A 22,005-nucleotide genomic window follows, 5' to 3' on the forward strand; every position below is an offset into this window, starting at 1 on the left:
GGAGGCCATGGATGGCCGGAGAGAAGCGCACATGGATGTGCTCGTAGCGGTTTTTTGGCAGGACCACCAACAAAGGCCCTTCACCAAAGCCAGCAGGCTACTCCGCAAAAAAGCCCAAATCAGACCCGAGCACTAACCACCCGCACCATCGGATCGTGGCGGCTTTCGGGTATCGGCAACAGGCCGTAGAACTCGGAAGGGTTGTAGACGCGAACGGAAGGAAACCCGCAGGCCTGGAAATGGTCCTGGGCCTGCTGGTCATCTTCAAAGTGGAAACTGACCTGGCTGCGGGTCATGGTGCCCAGCAGGCCGCCGAGGGTTTTCAGGGAGTGTCGGAGCAGCGGTTGCCGGGGCATCAGGTAGCTTTCGGAGAGATACACGGAGCCAGGGCGGTTGGCCAGGGCCCTGGCCAGGCGTTGCCAGAACTCGGTGATGACGTCCAGAGAGAAGTAGCTGGCCAGACCTTCGGTGACCACCACGATGGGTTTGGTGTTATCGAAGGTGCGGGCGATGACGGCCTCCAGGGCGTGGTTGCCGGAGTCGGCCAGAATGTCCATCGGGGTCACCTGATGGTTCTCGCCGAGCCGGCCTGTGGCCAGCAGTCTGGCTGCTTTGCGGGTGGCCATGTCCGGCAGGTCGGCTTCGACCATTTTCAGGTGAGGGTGTTTCTCTCTTAGCCGAATGCCCCTTGGAGACAGGCCGCAGGCAATTTCCAGCACCTGGTCGACGCCGTTTTTAACGACAGCCTCAGCAATTAAATGGTCGATGATCCGGTGGCGCTGAAGCAGGAACGTGCGGATGTTGCCGCCAATCGCTGCCTTGCTGGCAGTTTCGAACGGGCTCATCAGGTGGTAGAGCCAGCGGCCCTGTTCGGTGGCGAGGGCATCATCAGACAGCCCGTGCCGGTGCCAGACGGCACCGGTGTACAGGGCTGTAAAACTGATGCCGGAACTGTCAGTCGGCTTTTTGCTCATAGATGGCCTTTCCCCAGGCTTCCCGTGTGCCTGGCAGTATCAGGTTAAGGGCAATCGCCAAAACGGCGCACAGGGCAATTCCCTCGAACTGGCCGATGGCCATGCCACCGATGCCGAACACCAGGGTAATGGCTACGATGACCAGGTTACGGGCCTGAGACAGGTCCACCTGGTGGCGGATCAGGGTGTTCAGGCCCACCACCGCAATGGAGCCGAACAGCAGGCAGAGAATGCCGCCCATGACCGGAACCGGGATGGTCTGCAGTACCGCGCCGAACTTGCCAACGAACGCCAGCACAATGGCGATAACCGCCGCCCACCACATCACTTTGGGGTTGAAATTGCGGGTCAGCACCACGGCACCGGTGACCTCCGAATAGGTGGTGTTCGGTGGCCCGCCCAGCATGGACGCAGCGCTGGTGGCCAGGCCGTCACCCAGCAGGGTGCGGTGCAGGCCGGGTTTCTCCAGGTAGTTCTTGCGGGTCACGGTGCCGATGGCAAGGACGTCACCAATGTGCTCAATGGCCGGAGCAATGGCCACCGGGATCATGAACAGAATGGCACCCCAACTGAACTCTGGTGCCACAAAATTGGGAACGGCGAACCAGGGCGCTTCGCGAACCGGAGTAAGGTCCACGATGCCGGCGAACGCCGACAGGATATAACCGACGATCACCCCGAACATGATGGGGATCAGTCGGAAAATGCCTTTTGCCCAGACCGACATGATGACTGTCACCACCAGGGAGATCATCGCAATCCAGATGGCGGTGTCGTAGGGCACCAGTTCGGCCGCGCCGTCACCGGTGCGGCCAGAAGCCATGTGAACCGCCACCGGGGCCAGTCCCAGGCCGATCACCATGATCACCGGGCCGATCACCACGGGTGGCAAAAGCCGGGTAATGAAACCGGTGCCCCGGAGTTTCACGGCACCACTGAGAAGGATGTAGAGAATGCCCGCGGCCATCAGGCCACCGAGGGTTTCTTCCAGGCCGAAGCGGCCTTTGGCCGCGATAACCGGCGCTATGAAGGCGAAGGACGAGGCCAGAAAAATCGGGATCTGGCCGCCGGTAACGATGTGAAAAATCAGCGTGCCGAGACCGGCGGTAAACAGCGCGACGTTGGGATCAAGGCCGGTGATCAGCGGCATCAGCACCAGGGCACCAAAAGCCACCAGTAGCATTTGCGAGCCGGCAAGAGCCTGTTTCCAGGTCGGGTCGTTAGCGTGGTCCTGCATGTTCAGACGTCCTTCTGCTTGGTGCCGAAAATTTTGTCACCGGCGTCACCAAGTCCGGGAAGGATATAGCCTTTTTCGTTCAGGCGCTCGTCAATTGAGGCCGTATAGATAGACACATCCGGGTGAGCTTCGAGCACTTTCTGCACGCCTTCGGGTGCCGCCACCAGAATCAGCGCGCGGATATCGGTGCTGCCGGCTTTCTTGAGCAGGTCGATCGTGGAAATCAGCGAACCGCCGGTGGCGAGCATCGGGTCGATGATCATGGCCAGGCGCTGATCCAGTTCGCCCACCAGTTTTTCAAGATAGGTGCTGGCTTCCAGGGTTTCTTCATTGCGGATCTGGCCCACGACGCTGACACGCGCCCCCGGGATCAGGCTCAGCACGCCGTCGAGCATGCCCATGCCGGCGCGAAGGATCGGCACGATGGTCACTTTCTTGCCCTGGATCTGCTCGATCTGTACGGGGCCGGCCCAGCCTTCAATGGTTTTTTCCTGCAACGAAAAATCTTTCGTTGCTTCGTAGGTCAGCAGGGCACCGACTTCCTGTGCCAGTTCACGAAAATTTTTGGTGCTGATGTCCGCGCGGCGCATCAGGCCGAGTTTATGGCGGATCAGGGGGTGTTTAACCTCGTGGATTGGCATGGCGGTCACCTTTGTCTGTGTGTCGTGTATCGGCAGTGTCGCAGTAAATGGCGCAAGGATACCGTATCTGAAAGTTCCAGTCAGGCACTGAAAAGTGAAATCCCGCGAGGGCTGGTATGGATCTTGCGGATAGCCCTGCAAACGACGCTTCGGCGTCATAATTCCGACCCATTCAAGGCCGGCAGGCAAGACCAAGCGGAGAGTTTCCTGGCATGGACAGAGCTTTAGTCCTGAATAACGTCAAATCCCTGACGCGGGGAAACCTGGGCATACCCATTATGTTGATGGGGTTGCTGGGGATGATGATTTTGCCCATGCCGGCCTTCATGCTGGACGTGTTCTTTACCTTCAATATCACCTTATCCATCGTGATTCTGCTGGTGTGCGTGTACGCCATGCGGCCGATGGAGTTTGCCTCCTTTCCGACAGTGCTGCTGGTGGCCACCCTGTTGCGTCTGGCGCTGAACGTCGCCTCTACCCGCATTGTGCTGTTGAACGGTCACGAGGGCGGCGATGCCGCCGGTAAGGTCATTGAGTCCTTTGGCGCAGTTCTGATCGGCGGCAATTACGCGGTGGGTCTGGTGGTGTTTGCCATCCTGATGATCATTAACTTTCTGGTGGTGACCAAAGGCGCGGGCCGGGTGTCCGAAGTCAGTGCCCGCTTTACCCTGGATGCCATGCCCGGCAAGCAGATGGCCATAGACGCCGACCTCAACGCCGGCCTGGTCAATCAGGAGGAGGCCAAGCACCGGCGCTCCGAGATTGCCCAGGAAGCCGATTTCTACGGCTCAATGGACGGTGCCAGCAAGTTCGTGAAAGGCGATGCGGTAGCAGGCTTGCTTATCCTCGCCATCAACATCATTGGTGGTGTGGCCATCGGTATGCTGCAGCACAGTCTGGACTTCGGCACCGCCATGCAGAATTACGCCTTGCTGACGATCGGTGACGGCCTGGTGGCGCAGATTCCCTCGCTGCTGCTGTCGACGTCTGCTGCAATCATGGTAACCCGGGTGACCTCCAGCCAGGATATGGGCGGGCAGATCCTCCAGCAGATGTTCAGCGCCCCGAGAGCCCTGGCCATTGCCGCCACTATTCTCATTATTCTCGGCCTGATTCCAGGGATGCCACACGTGGCGTTTCTCGGGTTGGGGGGCATTGCCGCCGGCGCTGCTTACATGATCTGGAATCGGGACCGGCAAACTGTCGAAGAAGAGGGCGCTTTCCCGGTACGTGGCGGTGGTGCCCGGCCCGCTGGCCGCGATCAGGCCCCGGGCAGTGACGGCGGCGAGCAGGGTCAGGCATTGCCAGCACCGGGAGAAACCCGTGAGCTGGGCTGGGACGACGTCGCCACCGTGGATATTGTCGGGTTGGAGGTAGGCTATCGCCTGATTCCGCTGGTCGACAAATCCCAGGGTGGGCAGTTGCTGAGCCGGATCAAAGGGGTCCGAAAGAAGCTGTCCCAGGATCTTGGCTTCCTGATGCCGTCGGTTCATATCCGTGACAACCTGGATCTGATGCCGAATGTGTACCGCATTACTTTGATGGGGGTCACGCTTGCGGAGGCGGAAATCCATCCGGATCGGGAGCTCGCCATCGACCCGGGGCAGGTCTTCGGCAAGATCGAAGGCATAGAGGGCAAAGACCCGGCGTTCGGGCTGGACGCCTGCTGGATCGAGCCGGACAAGAAAGACCAGGCCCAAACCCTCGGTTACACCGTAGTGGACGCCAGTACCGTGGTAGCCACCCACCTGAACCAGGTGCTTCAGAAGCACGCCCACGAACTGCTGGGCCACGAAGAAACCCAGAAGTGGCTGGACCAGCTTGAGAAAGTGTCGCCCAAGTTGGCGGAGGAGCTGGTGCCCACCACCATTTCCATCAGCCTGCTGCTGAAGGTTCTGCAGAACCTGCTCAAGGAAGAAGTGCCTATCCGTGACATGCGCTCGATTGCCGAGGCGATTGTTAACGTGCACCCCAGGAGCCAGGACCCGAAACTGCTGACCACGGTGGCCCGCCAGGCGTTGCGGAGGATGATCTTGCAGAGCATCTGTGGCAACGAACAGGAGATCCCGGTGATCACCCTCGATCCGGACCTGGAACAGTTATTGCTAAAGTCCATGCAACAGAGTCAACAATCCGGCGGTCAGGAGGATATTGGCCTGGTACTGGAGCCGAACATGGTAGAGAAGCTGCAGCGTTCCCTGCAGGAGAGTGTTCAGCGTCAGGAGGTCCTGGGGAAACCAGCCATTCTGCTGGTGTCCGGCCCGCTGAGGCCAGTGCTGGCGAAGTTTGCCAGTTATGGGGTGGAGAGGCTGCATGTGCTTTCCTACCAGGAAATTCCGGACAACAAACAGATCACCATTGTGGCGTCCGTGGGTCAGTGATGACGGCGGAAGGCAAAGCGGACAGCGCAGGCACAGCGTTGCCGGTGGAGGATGAGGCATCATGAAGGTAAAACGTTTTTTTGCTCAGAGCATGGCAGAGGCCTTAAAACAGGTACGGGAACAGATGGGCCCGGACGCCGTCATCCTCTCCAACCGCCGCATCGACGGTGGCGTCGAAATTGTGACCGCGCTGGACTATGACGAAAACATGGCGCGTCAACGGCTCGGCGACAAGGCTCGTGAAGCCACCAATGGCTCGCGGCTGGCGGAAATGCAAGCGGAACAACATCGCCACCTGGAACAGGAACTGGGGCGCTCCCGAGACCGCATCCGCGAAGTTCGGGAAAAACGGGCAAGTCTCGGCGCGGAATACGCCAATGGTGCGTCGTTGATTGAGGACTCAGACATCGAAGTCGCAGAACTGGATGCTGACAAAAATGTGGCGTTATCAACCACCGCTTCGGGTGAGGCGGGCCACTATTCTGGCGAACTGGCTCAGATGCGTGCCGAAATCAGCTCGTTGCGCGACCTGATGGGCTCTCAACAAGCGGAGCCGGCCAAACCCGCATCCAGTGCCGTGCAGCAACGGTTGGTCGAGCGCCTGCAGGAATTCGGTCTTGGGCTCGAACTGGCCGGTTCCCTGTCTCGCCGGCACAAAGGCGGCCGGCTGGAAGATGGCTGGAAGCAGTCTCTGAAAATGTTGGCGACCGGTGTGAAAACCTCCCGTCAGGAGTGGCTGGACCAGGGCGGAGTCTATGCGCTGGTTGGCCCCACCGGCTCCGGCAAGACCACGACGATTGGCAAGCTGGCGGCCCGTCACGTATTGCGCCATGGCGCGGATTCCCTGGCACTGGTTACCACCGACCGCTACCGCGTTGCCGCGCACGAGCAGTTGTTTGTGTTCGGTCGCATTCTGAACGTGCCGGTGCGGGTGGTGGACGAAAGCCACTCCCTGGATGACATTCTCGACGAACTGTCTGATCGTCATTTGGTGCTGATCGACACGGCGGGGCTGACCAGTACGGACAAGGGCTATCAACAGCAGTTGACCGAACTGGCGCGGAGCCATCACCGGATACGGACGCATCTGGTGGTTTCGGCCACCAGCCAGCCGCGTATCATGAAATCCGTGTGGCATTGCTATAAGATGGCAAATCTTGCGGGCTGCGTGATGACAAAAATTGACGAAGCCCTGACGTTAGGCGAGTCTCTGGGGTTTGTCATGGAGTCGGGTCTGCCGGTGGCGTATTATACTGATGGCCAGAAGATTCCCGAAGATCTGCACCACGCCGAAGCGGTGCCGCTGGTTCGTCTGGCCGTGGAGCGGCTCAATGCACTCCAGCAACAGCAGGCGGCGGCACAGGGAGCCTGAACCACTCCCGGCCGTTCCGGATTGTAGAGTATCCGGCGTGCAGTATGCGCCGTTGAATAACAACCAAGCCTTCGGTCAAAGGTGGCGAGAGAACAACCAAGTATGAGCAAACCACATCCGGTACAGGTGATTGCGGTATCCGGCGGTAAAGGCGGCGTTGGTAAGAGCAACGTGTCGGTCAACCTCGGGATCGCCCTTGCGCAGAAAGGCCGCCGTGTCGTGCTGTTGGACGCCGACCTTGGTCTGGCCAACATCGATGTACTGCTGGGCATTACAGCGAACCGCAATCTGTCGGACGTGCTGTCCGGAGAGTGTGATCTGCGGGATGTACTGGTTGACGGTCCTGGCGGTATCAAGATCGTTCCCGCCTCCTCTGGCACCCAGCGTATGACCCAGCTCAGTTCAATGGAGCATGCGGGCCTGATCAACGCGTTCAGTGAACTGGGCGATCAGATCGACGTGCTCATTGTCGATACCGCAGCTGGCATTTCCGAATCCGTCGTCAGTTTTCTGCGAGCGTCTCAAGAGCTTCTGCTGGTGGTCTGTGACGAGCCGACCTCGATCACCGACTGCTATGCATTGATCAAGCTGATGAACCGCGATTACGGCGTCAACCGCTTCCGGATTCTGGCCAATCAGGTTCGCAACGAGCAGGAAGGCCGGCATCTCCATGAGAAACTCACCCGGGTAACCGAGCGATTTCTTGATGTGGCACTGCAATATGTAGGAATGGTGCCCTATGACGAAGCCGTCAAGAAAGCTGTCCAGAGGCAGAAAGCGGTACTGGAAGCTTACCCGCGCGCCAAGGCTTCGCTGGCCCTCAAGGCCTTGGCTGACAAGGTGGAAAGCTGGCCCTTGCCGACATCACCCCGCGGCCATCTTGAGTTTTTTGTGGAGCGGCTCGTCGAAGTCTGATTTTGATCCCGTCACCGAAAAGCTGGATACATGACATTGGCGATAAACCTTGGAGTCTACCAAAACACCGGTGAGAACAGCGCATCCCGCCTCGTGGCGGAACATGCCCCGCTGGTCAAGAAGATCGCGCTGCACCTGATGGCCCGGCTGCCGGCGTCGGTCCAGCTCGATGATCTCATGCAGGCCGGTATGATCGGCCTGCTGGAAGCAGCCCAGCGCTACAGCACCACCAAGGGTGCCACCTTTGAAACCTATGCCGGTATCCGAATCCGCGGTGCCATGGTGGATGAGATCCGCAAGGGCGACTGGGTTCCCCGTTCCGTCCACCGCAATGCCCGCCGAATTTCCCAGGCCATCAAAACCGTCGAAGACCGCCATGGGCGTGAAGCTCTGGACCACGAAGTGGCCGAGGAGATGGATGTCAGCCTGGGGGAATACCATTCCAGCCTGAGTGATGCGAACAGTGGCCGACTTTTTAGCCTGGATGAGCTCAATGAATCCGGTGACCTGCCGATAGAAGAAACAGACGCCAGTGATAATCCGCTGGATGGCATCACATCGGATGCCTTTAAAAAAAGCCTGGCAGAGGCCATCGGCGAGTTGCCGGAGCGTGAAAAACTGGTGCTCAGCCTGTATTACCAGGAGGAGCTGAACCTGAAAGAAATTGGGGCGGTACTGGGCGTCAGTGAGAGTCGGGTCAGCCAGATTCACAGTCAGGCGGCCCTGCGCTTGAAAGGACGGCTGTCGGGGTGGAAGCGGGAACCGGATACTTAAAACCGGCACCTGGCCAGGCTCAACACGCATTAATCAACAGTCCGCCAACGTGTGCGGAGGTTGGCGCTCTGTAGCGTTTGGTAACCGGCGCTTTACAACCGGCCCAAACACCACACAATAAGCGGTTAAACCACCGGCCTGCCGAGACTTCGGCAGTCAGATAAAACGTATTCCGGGTGTTACAAACTGGAGGTCCCATTGGACAAGAATATGAAAATTCTCATTGTGGATGACTTCTCCACAATGCGACGGATCATCAAGAATCTTTTGCGTGATCTTGGGTTTACCAATACCGATGAAGCTGATGATGGCAACACCGCGTTGCCCATGCTCCGCAGCGGTAAATACGATTTTCTGGTCACCGACTGGAACATGCCAGGCATGTCAGGCTTTGACCTGCTCAAAGAGGTCCGTGCCGATGAGAGCCTGAAAACCCTTCCGATACTGATGGTGACTGCGGAGGCCAAGCGGGATCAGATTGTCGCTGCCGCACAGGCCGGTGTAAACGGATACGTGGTCAAGCCGTTCACCGCTGCGGTGCTCAAGGAGAAGATTGAGAAAATCTTCGAACGGATTCAGTAACCCGAGGTCGGATGGGCTCTCATGAGCGATAGCAAAAAGAACCCCCAGGGCCTCGATCAAGAGGTGATGGAAAAGCTCCGTGTTCAGGCGAATGCCCTGGCGGAACAGGTCAATGCTGGCGACTACGGCCAGGCTATGGCCCTGATCAATGACCTCGGTGAGGTCAGGGATCAGAGCCTGTACCGGGAAGTGGGGCGGCTGACCCGAAGCCTGCACGAAGCAATTCGCAATTTTCAGGTCGACCCCCGTAATGCCGAGCAGCAGGAAGCGCTGTCGATGATGACGGACGCTTCCGACCGGTTGGAGTACGTGGTTCAGATGACCGGGCAGGCGGCAAACCGCACCATGGACCTGGTGGAAAATGCCATGCCGCGGGCACACGCCATGCGTGATGAAGCCGCGGCGCTGCGGGACGAGTGGCAACGGCTGCGCCGCCGTGAGATGCAGCCAGCGGAATTCCGGGAGCTTTACGGCAGGATCGATACCTTTTTTGTCACGCTCACTCAGGACGCCGACACCATCTATGAAAATCTGTCGGAAATCCTACTGGCGCAAGATTATCAGGATCTCACCGGCCAGGTTATTCAAAAGGTCACCACTCTGGTCAAGGAAGTGGAAGACCATCTGCTGAATCTGGTGGTGATGGCCAGCCATGTCGATCAGCTGACGGGCACGGTGCACGATATTGAATCGAATGACGTCTCGGCGGAGCAGGGCGTCGGCCCGCAAATGAACGCCGAAGAACGGGAAGATGTAGTCGCGGGACAGGATGACGTTGATGATCTTTTGTCCAGTCTCGGTTTTTGAAATAAGAGGGTAACCCATGGCGTTTGATGCCGATGAAGAGATCCTGCAGGACTTTCTGGTAGAGGCAGGTGAAATACTCGAGAAATTGTCCGAGCAGCTGGTCGATCTGGAGCAGAACCCGGACGACAGTGATCTCCTCAACGCCATTTTTCGGGGTTTCCACACAGTAAAAGGGGGTGCCGGCTTCCTTCAGCTTGATGCGCTGGTGAATTGTTGTCACTCCGCGGAAAACGTGTTCGACATTTTGAGGAACCACAAACGCAAAGTGGATTCCGAGCTGATGGACGTCGTGCTGGAAGCCCTCGACAACGTCAATGCGATGTTCGATCAGGTGCGCAATCATGACGAACTGACGCCGGCACCGGCCGAGCTGATTGCGGCCCTGGATGCGCTGGCCGAACCCCAGGGTGCGGCCAGTGCCCCGGCGGCTCCGGCGGAAACACCCGCTGCGCCGTCTGCCAGTGATGATCAGGGCGATATTACGGACGATGAATTTGAACAGTTGCTGGATGCCCTTGAAGACGAACGCAGCTCGGTGCCAGCCGCTGAAGCAAAGGCACCGGCGCAGGACAACGCCGAAGATGGCAGTGCTGGCGGCGATGAAATTTCCGACGATGAGTTCGAAGCGCTGCTGGATCAACTTCACGGTAAAGGCCAGTTCGACGGGGGTGTTGCTGATGAAGGAACGCCAGCCGATCAAGGTCCATCAACTGACGACAAGGCTCCGGCAGGCCAGTCAGGCGGCGATAAGCTGATCACCGACGACGAGTTTGAAAATCTGCTGGACCAGTTGCACGGTAAGGGTGGAGGCCCGACCCAAGAGGAGAGCGCCAAGCCGGCGTCCGGGGCTGCAGAGCCTGCACCCGAGCCCAAGCCAGAACCCGGCAAGCCGGCCCCGGTTGTAAAACCTGAGAAAGCGGAGACCAAGGCCCCGGCGAAGGATAACGCGCCCGTGGCGGACACCACCGTGCGGGTTGATACCAAACGTCTGGACGACATCATGAACATGGTGGGCGAGCTGGTGCTGGTGCGAAACCGCCTGCAGCGGCTCGGTTCGGAAAGCGAAGACGAGCATATGCACAAGGCCGTCTCCAACCTCGACGTGGTGACCACCGATCTCCAGTCTGCCGTGATGCAGACGCGAATGCAGCCGATCAAGAAAGTCTTTGGCCGCTTTCCACGGGTGGTTCGTGACCTGGCTCGCAGCCTAAAGAAAGAAGTCAGCCTGGTGATGCACGGTGAGGACACCGACCTGGACAAAAACCTCGTCGAGGCGCTGTCTGATCCGCTGGTTCACCTGGTGCGTAATTCGGTCGATCACGGTATCGAAGCGCCGGATGTGCGCGAGAACGCAGGCAAGCCCCGAGGCGGAACGGTGACGCTGAACGCCGAGCAGGAAGGCGATCACATTCTGCTGTCGATCGACGACGACGGTGCCGGTATGGACCCTGAGGTGCTTCGTCGCAAGGCCGTCGAGAAAGGCATCTATGATCAGGACGCAGCGGATCGGTTAACCGAAGGAGAATGCTTCAACCTGATCTTTGCCGCCGGTTTTTCCACCAAAGACCAGATTTCCGACGTGTCCGGCCGTGGCGTCGGCATGGATGTGGTCAAGACCAAGATCAGCCAGCTCAACGGCCAGCTCAGCGTTGAATCCGAGTTGGGCATAGGCTCGCGCATCGTCATCAAGGTACCGCTGACCCTCGCCATCATGCCGACATTGATGATCGTGCTGGGTGACCAGGCATTTGCACTCCCGCTGGTCAACGTGGTCGAGATCTTCCACCTGGACCTGAGCAAGACCAACATCGTGGATGGTCGCGAGTGCATCGTCGTGCGAGACAAAGTGTTCCCGCTGTTTCACATCAAACGCTGGCTGGTGAAAGACGCTCCGATTGAGTCCGAACCGGAAAACGCGCACGTGGTCATTGTGGCCATGGGCACGCGACAGGTCGGGTTCGTCGTGGATCAGTTGGTTGGACAGGAAGAAGTGGTGATCAAACCCCTGGGTCGTGCCCTGCAGGGTACGCCGGGTATGGCAGGTGCGACGATCACCGGGGACGGGCGCATTGCCCTCATTGTCGATGTTCCCAGCCTGCTCCAGCATTATGGTTGAGACACGCATGGAGCGGCCAGGGTTTAGGAGAATTGAATGACAGTTTCTGTGCTGGTTGTTGATGATTCAGGATTCTTCCGCAAGCGCCTGACGGAAATCCTGACGGCATCCGGCCAGATCAAGGTGGTGGGTGTTGCCACCAACGGTCGCGAAGGTGTGGAGCTGGCGGAAAAGCTGCGGCCCGATGTGATCACCATGGATTACGAAATGCCGATTCTGGATGGCATTTCAGCGGTTCGGGAAATCATGAAGCGCCAGCCGGTGCCAGTGCTGATGTTTTCCTCGCTGACCTATGAGGGTGCCCGAGTCACGCTGGATGCGCTGGAAGCGGGGGCCGTCGATTTCCTGCCCAAGAACTTCGAGGAAATTGCCCGGGATTCCAGCCAGCTGCAAAAAATTCTGGTTGAGCGTGTGTTGGACGTGGCCAGCAGTCAGCCACGCGCAAAAGCTACTCCGGCACCACAACCATCACCCCAGCCATCACCCACGCCTGCTCAGACACCCCCAGAAACACCGCAAACACGCGTTCGCAACGAACGGCCTGCAGCGCCATCGCGTGCTCCGCAACCGGAACCCGCCGCCAGGGCAGAGGCTCCACAACGGCCGTCCCGGCGGGGTCCTGCGAAGCACTACACAGTGGTTGGTATAGGTACCTCCACCGGCGGGCCGGTGGCCCTGCAGCGGGTTCTGACCTCTCTGCCGGCGGGTTTTCCCGCGCCCATTGTGCTGGTGCAGCACATGCCGGCCAGTTTCACCCCCGCCTTCGCCGAGCGGCTTAACAAACTCTGCCAGATCGACGTTCGTCAGGCGGAAGACGGCGATGTACTGCGTCCCGGGCTGGCACTGCTGGCACCTGGCGGCAAACAGATGATGATTGAAAATCGCAGTGGCCAGGCGCGGGTGCGGATTCTGCCGGGCGACGAGAGGCTTAACTACCGCCCCTGTGTCGATGTGACGTTTGGCTCGCTGGCTCGCAGTTTTCCCGGTAAGACCCTTGGTGTGATTTTGACCGGTATGGGCGCGGATGGCCGGGAAGGCTGCCGATTGATGAAGCAGAGTGGCTCGGTGATCTGGTCTCAGGACGAAAAAACCTCAGTGATTTACGGTATGCCCATGGCCGTCGCCAAGGCCGGGCTAACGGATGAAGTTCTGGCGTTGAATGACATTGGTCCCCGTCTGGCTGAAGGGGTGAAGTAATGGACATTCTCAGTCTGCTGGGGATCATCCTGGCGTTTGCCGCGATTCTCGGCGGCAACCTGCTTGAGGGCGGTGCGGTCAGTTCGCTGTTCAACGGCCCCGCAGCTCTGATTGTCATCGGCGGCACCCTGGCGGCCACTGTCCTGCAAACGTCATGGCCTATTTTGAAGCGGTCATTTGCCCAGGTTCGATGGGTGTTTCTGCCACCCTATGTGAGCCTGGAAGACGGCATCGGCAAAGTGATCGACTGGAGCGTGAAGGCCCGTAAGCAAGGCTTGCTTGGTCTGGAGGGGTTGGCGGAAAAGGAGCCAGAGCGATTTGCGCGCAAAGGCCTTCAATTGCTGGTGGACGGCGCGGAAACTGAAACCATCCGCGGCATCATGGAGGTGGACCTGGAATCCCGTGAACAGCGGGACCTGGATTCGGCACGGGTGTTCGAAGCCATGGGCGGGTATTCGCCGACCATCGGCATCATTGGCGCGGTGATGGGCCTGATTCAGGTCATGACCAACCTGGAAGACCCGCAGTCTCTGGGCAGTGGCATTGCCACCGCTTTCGTGGCGACCATTTACGGGGTTGCTCTGGCCAATCTGCTGTTCTTTCCGGTGGCCAATAAAATGCGGGGCATCGTTCGTGAACGAACGCGCTATGAAGACATGATGATCGACGGCATTATTGCGATTGCCGATGGCGAAAACCCGAAATCCATTGAGTTGCGGTTGCGGGGCTTCCTGCAGTGACCGTTGGGTGGGGTTATGCGGCGCCGTAGGCAACCCGAGGACGACCTCCACAACAAGGAGCGCTGGCTGATTTCCTATGCGGACTTCATCACTCTGCTGTTCGCGTTCTTCGTCGTGATGTATTCCGTGTCGTCCGTCAACGAGGGTAAGTACAAGGTACTATCGGAAACCCTGACCGGAGTGTTCAACGCCCCCCAGCGCTCCTTCCAGCCGATTGAGGTGGGCGACCAGCCATTGAATGGGGAGTCTTCGCCGTCCGACCCGGTGATCCCGCCGGAAGTCACCGAGGCACCCAGCAACCCCGAAATGAGCGAACAGGGCAGGGCCGATGCGTTGCGGGCCATGGCGGACCAACTGGCTCTGGAGTTTGACGAGCTGATCAGTCAGGGCGTCGTCACCCTGGAAAGCAATGAACGCTGGCTGGAGCTGAATCTGCCTGACAGTCTGCTGTTCAGCAGTGGGGCCGCCGAACCTCACTACGACGGATTCGAGATCATCGAAAAAATCGCGGGTGTACTCCAAGACCGGGACAATGCGGTCAAGGTGGAAGGGTTTACTGATAACCGGCCGATTCGTACCAGTGCCTTCCCCTCCAACTGGGAGCTGTCCACGGCACGCGCCGCTGCGGTGGTTCGCATGCTGTCCATGGAAGGCGTAGAACCCGAGCGGTTGGCCGCGATCGGTTACGGCCAACACCAACCGGTTGCCCGCAACGATACCGAAGAAGGCCGGCGGCGAAATCGCCGGGTGGTGTTGTTGATCTCCCGTGACGCCAGCATTCGCGGGGCGATGCGCTGACCCGCGGCAGATGCGTATAGGCGGATTGGCATGGTTCCTGTATTCACTCCCTCCGGAATGAGCGCGACGGCAAAGACTTGCCGGGCTGTGTTCAAGTTACCCCGGTTGTGGCCGATACCGTTGAGTAGAATCCGGGCCTGGTATAACGGGGTCATCGGGAAATAGAAACTGGAGAACGTAACGTGCGAATCTGGGCGGTAGCCAATCAGAAAGGCGGTGTCGGAAAAACCACATCTGTGGTGGCGCTGGCCGGGCTGCTGGCCGAACGTGGAAACCGAGTGTTGGTGGTGGATCTGGACCCCCATGGGTCGCTGACCAGCTGGTTCGGCTACGATCCGGACACGCTGGCTCACAGTGTGTTTGACCTGTTTCAGCACCAGGGCAAGGTACCGGAGGGTCTCGCTGCGCAGCTCGTCACCGAAACCAGCTGCGCCGGGGTTTCCCTGTTGCCGGCGAGTACTGCGCTGGCCACCCTCGAGCGCCGGATGATCGGCGTTGAGGGAATGGGGTTGATCGTCTCCAGAGCGCTGGCGCAGCTGTGGGATGATTTTGATTATGTGATTCTGGATAACACGCCCTCTTTAGGTGTGCTGATGGTGAACGCTCTGGCGGCCGCCCAGCACCTGGTTATTCCGGTGCAGACCGAGTTTCTTGCCATCAAGGGGCTGGAGCGCATGCTGCACACCCTGCAGATGATCATGAGGTCCCAGAAAAACGAGCTGGCGTATACCATTGTGCCGACGCTGTTTGACCGCCGTACCCAGGCGTCTGTGAAGAGCCTGAATCTGCTCAGGAAAACCTACCCCGATACCTTGTGGCGTTTTGCCGTTCCGGTTGATACCAAGTTCCGCGACGCCAGCCAGGCGGGCGTTGTGCCATCGGCAGTCGATAGCAGCACCCATGGTGTGCGTTCCTACAGCCGCTTGCTGGACGACCTGCTGGCGCACACCGGCGCGGATCGGGAGCGAGCCCATGGCTGACGAAAATTTGACAAAGCTCGCCGATCCGGCCAGCGCGATTGCCAGCTATCTCGACGAACTGCTGCACACCGCCACTGATACGGCCCAGCGGGAAGACACGGTTGTAGAGGCTGCTCCGGTTACCGCCGAAGTCGTGTCAGTGCCCGAGGTGAAGCCAGTGCCAAGGCCGGCCGCTATTGAACAGCCGGAGCCTGAAGCTCCGCCGTCCAGGCCGGATTGGTCCGATCAGCCCTTTGAGTGCCTCATTTTTACCGTGGCGGGCCTGCAACTGGCGGTCCCTTTGATTCTGTTAGGTGCCATTCACCGCATCGAAGAAAGCATCAAGCCGATTCCTGGTAGCCCCCGCTGGTACATGGGGATTCGCGCCGATCGCGACCACAACCTGCGGGTGGTGGATACCGCGGAGTGGATTATGGCAGACCGTGTGCCGGCCGACGCTCGGGATAATTACCGGTTTGTGATCCGGCTCGACAACAGTGAGTGGGGGCTGGCCTGTGACGACGTTGCCCAGTCATTTACCCTGAAGCCAGACGACGTGCGCTGGCGGACAGGTCGCAGCAAGCGGCCCTGGCTGGCGGGTACCGTGGTTAACCACATGTGTGCGCTGGTGGATGTTCGAAGCATGGCGGACCTGCTGGTTCGGGCGGAGCGGGAGCGCCACCTGGACCTCAGCTGAACACCGGTTACTGAATGAAACCGTGCAGTGCTGGCACGGTTTGTGCCCTTAAATATAGTATTGGGCACTGACGATGATTTTTTGACGATCAGGTTGCCCGCCGGGCAGCCCAATAGGAGACACAACGCTATGGCAGCCCCGAGCGGACAACAACATCAGGCCCAGGACGATCAGGTGCTTCAGTACGTGACATTCCGTCTGGACGATGAGACCTATGGTCTGGACGTGATGCAGATTCAGGAAGTGCTGAGATACACCGAAATCGCACCGGTCCCGGGTGCACCGGATTACGTGCTTGGCATCATCAACTTGCGAGGCAATGTGGTAACGGTGATCGACACCCGCCGTCGTTTCGGCCTCGCGGACTCAGAAATGACCGATGCGACGCGCATCGTGGTCATGGAGTCGGCCAACCAGGTGATGGGTATTCTGGTGGATTCGGTGGCCGAGGTGGTGTACCTGAAAGCCAGTGAGATTGAAACTGCGCCGAACGTGGGTAATGAGGAAAGTGCCAAATTTATCCAGGGCGTGTGCAATAAAGATGGCGAACTGATCATTCTGGTTGAGTTCGACAAGATGTTATCAGATCACGAGTGGGCTGAAATCGCTTCGCTGTAACCCCGGATAGCTGATCCGGGCCAGGCCGGCACGATGGACGCTCCCGTGGTTCACCCAGCAGAGGACGTTCATCATGTTTGCAGAATACGCTTCCCTTATCCCCTGGATACTGACGGTGGCCACCCTTGGCCTGATGGCGGTGCAGGGCATTCTGTCACGCCGTGAAGTTCGCCGCCTTCGCAGTCAATTGAAGAACCGCTGTGAGACCCTTGGGCGTGAACTCCACGCCACGACCAGTGGCAGTATGGGCGTGGGTCAGCGGCTGGTAACCTGCGAGCGTCAGCTGCACGAGCTTCGTGGCGCGTTGGACGAAATGCGTCAGAACGATCCCCTGAGAATCTCCTACGATGAAGCATCCCGGCTGGTGGATCTGGGCGCGGATATCGACGATCTGATGAACACCTGTGGCATCTCACGCCCGGAGGCCGAGCTGGTGTCTGCACTCCGTAAGCGAGAGGCTGCCTGACCACGGTGCTGCGGGGTTGCCCGGTGTAGAGCGGGGTCAATGTTCTTTAATGTGACGCCGGCTTGTCTGCGTTCGCATCCTCTGGCGTCTTACCCTGCAGGTTGAAAGCAAAAGCCAGAATTTCGGCGATCACCCGATACAGGGTGTCGGGTATTTCCTCATTCAGCTCCAGCCGCGCCAGGATGCTCGCCAGTTCGGGGTTCTCGTACAGGGGCACATTATGCTCCTGGGCAATGCGGATAATTTCCTGTGCAAGGTCATGGGTGCCGGTGGCGGTAATGGTGGGGGCGGTCTTGCCGTCGTACTTGAGCGCCACGGCCGCGTTTGCGGTGGTTTTCCGGGTGTCGTCGGTCATGCTCTGGTATCCACAAGTCGATGTTCAAGCCGGGTGGTCGCTCCTCGGGGGTTGCCGCGCCGGCAATCGAGTTCTTTAACCTCCAGCCCCAGGTCCGAGAGGCTCTGGCGTAGCGAGGGCAAAGTGTGCTGCACCTGCTGAAGCGTGCTCTGTTTCTCGGCCCATACGCGGGCAGTTACCTGTTCCTGGCGCAGCGCCACATCAAAATGAAGCGGGCCTGCGGCGTCCAGATCCATGGCCAGTGAGAGCCGCCACTCCATTACTCCAGCTGCCTGCTTTTTCTCACCGCTTCCGGCTTCATCCTGGTACTGCTCAATGCGCACCTGCGCCATTCGGGGTTCGTTCTGTGGTGTTACCCAGGGCAGTTCGAGCAATAAGGTAGATACCGGTGTGGGCGCATCGGCGGTGGTGCGTGTTGACAGTACCTGGCTGTGCAGTTGGTTAACGGTGATTCGGTTGAGCATGCCGGCCAACAGGCGCAGCATCTGCCCGACCGTTACCGGTTCAGCACTGCCTTGGGGAGCCGGCGGTGCCAGGGCATTGGGAAACTGCAGCGGCGACTGCACCAGTTCCGGAGTAGACAGGGGGGTCAACCGGTTAAACTGCTCAGGGCCACCGCCCTGGTGCTCCAGAAGGGTGGTGATGATCCGCGCGACCGCCAGTTTCAGGTCCGGGAGCGCCGGATCGCGAGTCTGTGCCAGCCGCGACTCGGCGAACAGCCCGCTTTCAGCAACCCACTGGCGAATTTGCTGGCCGGCATCGGACGTCTGGCTGGAATTGCCGAGATGGGTACTGACTGGTAACCGGTTGACCAACTGCTCAATCGCCTGGCGTACGGGCGCAGGCAAAGGCTGTTGCGACAGTGACGACGGCAGCGATGAGCCGGAGGGTTCGGCTCGCACGCCCTGAACCAGGCTCGACAACACTTTGGCCAGACCGGCATCAATGCTTTGTTGCCATGGCAGCCGCTGTGCCAGCGCACGGGCAATTCCGGCTTCCTGGGCCGGTGCCAGCTTCCCCATCAACTGCAATTCGTTGCCGGCCCGCATCACCTTGACCCAGTCTCCGGTTTCCAGAGCGGTATCGCCGACCGCGGCCTGAACAGCCATCGTGCGGCCGCGGACTTCCAATACCAACTGGCCTCCGGACTGCTGTTGCCGGTTGAGTACCTCGGCCACCCGGGCGAGCGCCGTTTCCCGATTAGCCAGTTGCAACTGGTCCAGTTGCTGGCGTGCCGATATGGCTGGCGATACCGCTGCTTCGGCGGTCTTGGCTGACCCTGCCGATGTCGGCTTTGCCGGCTCGGCGGTGAGTGGCGGTGTCGGGTTACCGTTTGGTAATTTCATCTGTGTCGAATTGATCCCAGACCAGAGTATTCAAGGCTCGGTTTCGTTATAATACGCCGCGCTGGTAACTATTGCCTGCCTGAGATTTCTGCGTCCCCTGATTTTCTGAACCTGACGGGGAGGGCAGGATGGAATGTTTGCAACGCGAAACCTGTATACCGCGTTGTTCAATATCTGGGGCCCTGATGTCTGAGCCGTTACTACAGGCTGTCAATCTGCAGTGTGAACGCGATGACCGGATGCTGTTCCGGGACCTTTCCTTCTCCATACTGCCCGGTACCGTGACCCGTGTCGAGGGACCCAACGGCTCTGGCAAAACCACTCTGCTGCGGATTCTTGCGGGGCTGAGTGATGCTGAGCGCGGTGAGTTGTTTTGGCAGGGTGCCCCCCGTGAGCGCCAGCGCGAGGACTTTCTGCACAACATGCTGTATCTCGGCCATCGGCCCGGCATCAAATCCCTGCTGACACCGGTTGAGAATCTCCGTGCGCTGATGGCAGGGCGCAAAGCCGTCAACGACGCGATGCTGTTCCAGGCGCTGGCGGGCACGGGGCTGGCGGGCTTTGAAGATGTGCCCTGCCGTCGGTTGTCGGCGGGTCAGCAGCGCCGGGTTGCATTGGCGCGTCTGCTGATCGCGGATGAGCCGCTGTGGATTCTCGATGAGATTTTTACCGCCATTGATATTGACGGCGTGGAAGCCCTGGAAAATTTGCTGGTGCAAAGGGCGCGGGACGGCGGTGCGATCGTAGTCACCACCCACCATGATTTGAAACTGCCATCGATGCAGAGCATCACTCTCGGAGGCGGCGATGGGCGCTGAACGGAAGGCTGGCCTGCGTTCAGCCGGCGAGCCGGTCAGTGCCGGTGCCGCGATGAAAGCGGTGTTCCTGCGGGACCTGAAAATCGCGTTTCGCCAGCGTCAGGACATGCTTAACCCGCTGCTGTTTTTTATCATGGTGGTCACGCTGTTCCCTCTTGGGGTCAGCCCAGAAGTTTCGTTTCTGCAACAGGCCGGTAGCGGTATCCTCTGGGTGGCGGCACTGTTGTCGGTATTATTGTCTCTGGATCATCTGTTCCGGCACGATTTTGACGATGGCACTCTGGAGCAGCTAGTGCTTCAGCCCCAGCCACTGTTTTTGCTGGTGCTGGCGAAAACCTCGGCGCATTGGGTGTTCACCGGGCTGCCACTGGTGCTGCTGGCACCGCTGCTCGGTGTGATGGTGCATCTGGACGGGAACTCTATTGCCGTTCTGTGTCTAACGCTGCTGATCGGTACACCGGTACTCAGTTTTATCGGCGCAATCGGGGCGGCACTGACTCTGGGGTTGAGGTCGGCGGGCGTGCTCTTGTCTCTGCTGATTATTCCCCTGTACATTCCTGTGCTGATTTTTGGCACGGGCACCGTGGCCGCTGCTGCCGAGGGTGCACCGGTGGGCGGCTACTTGGCCCTGATGGGGGCCTTTCTGGTGCTTGCAGCCACGCTGGCACCTTTTGCGGCAGCGGCGGCTTTGCGAATCAGCCTGTCGAACAGTTGAAAAGGTAGAAGGTAACAACCTGATGTGGCAAATCTTTCACAAGCTGGGGTCGCCCAAGTGGTTCTTCGGCATAGCAGACCGGTGGATGCCCTGGCTATTGTGGAGCGGGCTTTTGTTGTTGTTTTCCGGCCTGATCTGGGGGTTGGCGTTCGCACCGGAAGACTATCTGCAGGGCAACAGCTACCGGATTATTTTCATTCATGTGCCATCCGCCTTTCTGGCCCAGTCGGTTTACATCATGATGGCGGCCGCCGCCGTAGTGACACTGGTCTGGCGCATAAAACTGGCGGATGTCTTTGTGAAGGCCGTGGCCCCGGTAGGGGCGGTATTGACGTTCCTGGCCCTGTTTACCGGTGCAGTTTGGGGCAAGCCTACCTGGGGCACCTGGTGGATATGGGACGCGCGGCTGACATCCATGCTGATTCTGCTGTTCCTGTATTTCGGCGTCATGGCCTTGGCAGCGGCCATTGCCGATGAAAAATCCTCGGCGCGGGCCGTCGCGGTGCTGGTTTTGGTGGGGGTAGTGAATATACCGATCATCAAGTATTCGGTGGAGTGGTGGAATACCCTTCACCAGCCCGCCACCTTCAAGCTGACCGAGAAGCCTTCCATGCCTCTGGAAATGTGGGTTCCCCTACTGTTGTCCGTGCTGGGGCTGTATTTACTCTTTGGCTGGTTTGCCTGCCTGCGCATGCAAACGGAAATTCTTATTCGTGAACGTCGTACTCGCTGGGTGAAAGAGCGCGTGCAGGCGGAAGGAAGCTGACCCGATGGCCTTCGAATCTCTGACCGCATTTATCGAAATGAAAGGGCATGGGCCTTTCGTCTGGACCTGTTACGGTGTTTTCTTTGCCCTGATGGGTGCGCTGATCTACTGGTCTCTGTTTCAGCGCCGCCGGGTGGTCCAGACGCAGCGGCGTGACATGGCGCGTGCCGCCGCCGGTGCCGACTCAGGCCGGACAACGGTCACCGCCAGCTTTAACCGGATTAACGACTCTCAAGACTGAACGGCAGGAACCTGATGCACCCACTTCGCAAAAAACGACTGACAATCGTACTTTTTTTATTGGCAGGGATTGCCATTGCTGTAGGGCTGACCACTTACGCCCTGCGTCAGAACATCAATCTGTTCTACGATCCCAGCCAGATTGCTGCTGGTGACGCCCCGTTGGACGTGAGGATACGGGCCGGCGGCATGGTGGAAGAAGGGTCGGTGTTACGAGACACGGAAAGCCTGAAAGTCGAGTTCAAGGTGACCGATTTCAATTCGTCGGTACTGGTGGAATACACCGGTATTTTGCCGGATCTCTTTGCCGAAGGGCAGGGCGTCGTTGCCATGGGCAGGATGACGGAGAATGGCCGGTTTGTTGCCGACCAGGTGTTGGCCAAGCATGACGAGAATTATATGCCGCCGGAAGTTGCGGAGGCCCTTGAACGGGCTTCTGCCAGCAAGCACAAGGCGGGTGAAAGCGGTAGCGCCGACGCGGCCTACTGATA

At 59.1% G+C, this 22,005-nt stretch carries 24 protein-coding genes; 19 read left to right on the top strand and 5 right to left on the bottom strand.

The window, feature by feature from the left end; translation table 11 throughout:
• Positions 1-119: 119 nt before the first annotated feature.
• Genes WD429_RS03835 through upp form a run of 3 tightly spaced genes read right to left on the bottom strand, consistent with a single transcriptional unit; the run spans position 120 to position 2,852 of the window.
• Entirely contained in the window at positions 120-974 is an 855-nt protein-coding gene (locus tag WD429_RS03835) for a class I SAM-dependent methyltransferase (RefSeq protein WP_368420848.1), read from the bottom strand.
• Entirely contained in the window at positions 955-2,211 is a 1,257-nt protein-coding gene (locus tag WD429_RS03840; protein WP_368420849.1) for a uracil-xanthine permease family protein, read from the bottom strand. The genes WD429_RS03835 and WD429_RS03840 overlap by 20 nt, the downstream gene beginning before the upstream one ends.
• 2 nt (positions 2,212-2,213) lie before the next feature.
• On the bottom strand, positions 2,214-2,852 hold the full coding sequence (upp, locus tag WD429_RS03845) for a uracil phosphoribosyltransferase (RefSeq protein ID WP_368420850.1): 639 nt from the start codon (positions 2,850-2,852) through the stop codon (positions 2,214-2,216).
• Positions 2,853-3,064: 212 nt separating this feature from the next.
• Between upp and flhA the strand changes: the two genes are divergently transcribed.
• The 14 genes from flhA (at position 3,065) to WD429_RS03915 (ending at position 17,274) form a co-directional block, all read left to right on the top strand.
• Positions 3,065-5,233, top strand: a complete 2,169-nt coding sequence (gene flhA, locus WD429_RS03850) for a flagellar biosynthesis protein FlhA (protein WP_368420851.1) — start codon at positions 3,065-3,067, stop codon at positions 5,231-5,233.
• Between the two features lie 61 nt (positions 5,234-5,294).
• Entirely contained in the window at positions 5,295-6,605 is a 1,311-nt protein-coding gene (flhF, locus tag WD429_RS03855) for a flagellar biosynthesis protein FlhF (protein ID WP_368420852.1), read from the top strand.
• A 102-nt stretch (positions 6,606-6,707) separates the two neighbouring features.
• The gene (locus WD429_RS03860) at positions 6,708-7,520 is read left to right on the top strand and encodes a MinD/ParA family protein (protein WP_368420853.1); all 813 of its coding nucleotides are present in this window, start codon (positions 6,708-6,710) and stop codon (positions 7,518-7,520) included.
• 30 nt (positions 7,521-7,550) lie between these two features.
• The gene (locus WD429_RS03865; RefSeq protein WP_368420854.1) at positions 7,551-8,294 is read left to right on the top strand and encodes an RNA polymerase sigma factor FliA; all 744 of its coding nucleotides are present in this window, start codon (positions 7,551-7,553) and stop codon (positions 8,292-8,294) included.
• A 198-nt stretch (positions 8,295-8,492) separates the two neighbouring features.
• The gene (gene cheY, locus WD429_RS03870) at positions 8,493-8,876 is read left to right on the top strand and encodes a chemotaxis response regulator CheY (RefSeq protein ID WP_368420855.1); all 384 of its coding nucleotides are present in this window, start codon (positions 8,493-8,495) and stop codon (positions 8,874-8,876) included.
• Between the two features lie 21 nt (positions 8,877-8,897).
• Positions 8,898-9,683 (top strand): protein phosphatase CheZ, encoded by a 786-nt coding sequence (locus tag WD429_RS03875; RefSeq protein ID WP_368420856.1) that lies wholly within the window; start codon positions 8,898-8,900, stop codon positions 9,681-9,683.
• A gap of 16 nt (positions 9,684-9,699) precedes the next feature.
• Positions 9,700-11,799 carry a chemotaxis protein CheA gene (locus WD429_RS03880; protein ID WP_368420857.1) on the top strand — a complete coding sequence of 700 codons (2,100 nt, stop codon included), beginning with the start codon at positions 9,700-9,702 and terminating at the stop codon, positions 11,797-11,799.
• A gap of 36 nt (positions 11,800-11,835) precedes the next feature.
• Positions 11,836-12,996, top strand: a complete 1,161-nt coding sequence (locus tag WD429_RS03885; protein ID WP_368420858.1) for a chemotaxis response regulator protein-glutamate methylesterase — start codon at positions 11,836-11,838, stop codon at positions 12,994-12,996.
• A complete protein-coding gene (locus tag WD429_RS03890; RefSeq protein ID WP_368420859.1) occupies positions 12,996-13,736 on the top strand; it encodes a flagellar motor protein in 741 nt (246 codons plus the stop codon). Before WD429_RS03885 ends, WD429_RS03890 begins: the two co-directional genes overlap by 1 nt.
• Before the next feature lie 15 nt (positions 13,737-13,751).
• The gene (gene motD / locus WD429_RS03895; RefSeq protein WP_368420860.1) at positions 13,752-14,534 is read left to right on the top strand and encodes a flagellar motor protein MotD; all 783 of its coding nucleotides are present in this window, start codon (positions 13,752-13,754) and stop codon (positions 14,532-14,534) included.
• A gap of 182 nt (positions 14,535-14,716) precedes the next feature.
• A complete protein-coding gene (locus WD429_RS03900) occupies positions 14,717-15,514 on the top strand; it encodes a ParA family protein (protein ID WP_368420861.1) in 798 nt (265 codons plus the stop codon).
• Positions 15,507-16,190, top strand: coding sequence for a chemotaxis protein CheW (locus WD429_RS03905; protein WP_368420862.1), 684 nt, complete (start codon positions 15,507-15,509; stop codon positions 16,188-16,190). The genes WD429_RS03900 and WD429_RS03905 overlap by 8 nt, the downstream gene beginning before the upstream one ends.
• Positions 16,191-16,319: 129 nt before the next feature.
• On the top strand, positions 16,320-16,808 hold the full coding sequence (locus tag WD429_RS03910; protein WP_368420863.1) for a chemotaxis protein CheW: 489 nt from the start codon (positions 16,320-16,322) through the stop codon (positions 16,806-16,808).
• 73 nt (positions 16,809-16,881) lie between these two features.
• Positions 16,882-17,274 carry a DUF2802 domain-containing protein gene (locus tag WD429_RS03915; protein ID WP_368420864.1) on the top strand — a complete coding sequence of 131 codons (393 nt, stop codon included), beginning with the start codon at positions 16,882-16,884 and terminating at the stop codon, positions 17,272-17,274.
• A gap of 46 nt (positions 17,275-17,320) precedes the next feature.
• Here WD429_RS03915 and WD429_RS03920 read toward each other — a convergent pair whose 3' ends face one another.
• Together WD429_RS03920 and WD429_RS03925 are read right to left on the bottom strand one after the other, a co-directional pair.
• Positions 17,321-17,629 (bottom strand): EscU/YscU/HrcU family type III secretion system export apparatus switch protein, encoded by a 309-nt coding sequence (locus WD429_RS03920; protein WP_368420865.1) that lies wholly within the window; start codon positions 17,627-17,629, stop codon positions 17,321-17,323.
• Entirely contained in the window at positions 17,626-18,975 is a 1,350-nt protein-coding gene (locus WD429_RS03925; RefSeq protein WP_368420866.1) for a flagellar hook-length control protein FliK, read from the bottom strand. Before WD429_RS03925 ends, WD429_RS03920 begins: the two co-directional genes overlap by 4 nt.
• Before the next feature lie 185 nt (positions 18,976-19,160).
• On the opposite strand from WD429_RS03925, the gene ccmA reads away from it, so the two are divergent.
• From ccmA to ccmE, 5 genes are read left to right on the top strand one after another with little or no spacing between them, the layout of a single operon-like run.
• Positions 19,161-19,793 (top strand): cytochrome c biogenesis heme-transporting ATPase CcmA, encoded by a 633-nt coding sequence (gene ccmA / locus WD429_RS03930; protein ID WP_368420867.1) that lies wholly within the window; start codon positions 19,161-19,163, stop codon positions 19,791-19,793.
• Positions 19,783-20,508, top strand: a complete 726-nt coding sequence (gene ccmB, locus WD429_RS03935) for a heme exporter protein CcmB (RefSeq protein ID WP_368420868.1) — start codon at positions 19,783-19,785, stop codon at positions 20,506-20,508. The genes ccmA and ccmB overlap by 11 nt, the downstream gene beginning before the upstream one ends.
• Before the next feature lie 22 nt (positions 20,509-20,530).
• A complete protein-coding gene (gene ccmC / locus WD429_RS03940) occupies positions 20,531-21,274 on the top strand; it encodes a heme ABC transporter permease CcmC (protein WP_368420869.1) in 744 nt (247 codons plus the stop codon).
• Positions 21,275-21,278: 4 nt separating this feature from the next.
• Positions 21,279-21,515, top strand: a complete 237-nt coding sequence (ccmD, locus tag WD429_RS03945; protein WP_368420870.1) for a heme exporter protein CcmD — start codon at positions 21,279-21,281, stop codon at positions 21,513-21,515.
• A 14-nt stretch (positions 21,516-21,529) separates the two neighbouring features.
• Complete coding sequence (gene ccmE / locus WD429_RS03950) at positions 21,530-22,003, top strand: cytochrome c maturation protein CcmE (RefSeq protein ID WP_368420871.1); 474 nt, start codon at positions 21,530-21,532, stop codon at positions 22,001-22,003.
• Positions 22,004-22,005: the final 2 nt, after the last annotated feature.

This window comes from Marinobacter sp. (assembly GCF_040904845.1).
Taxonomy (GTDB): Bacteria; Pseudomonadota; Gammaproteobacteria; order Pseudomonadales; family Oleiphilaceae; genus Marinobacter.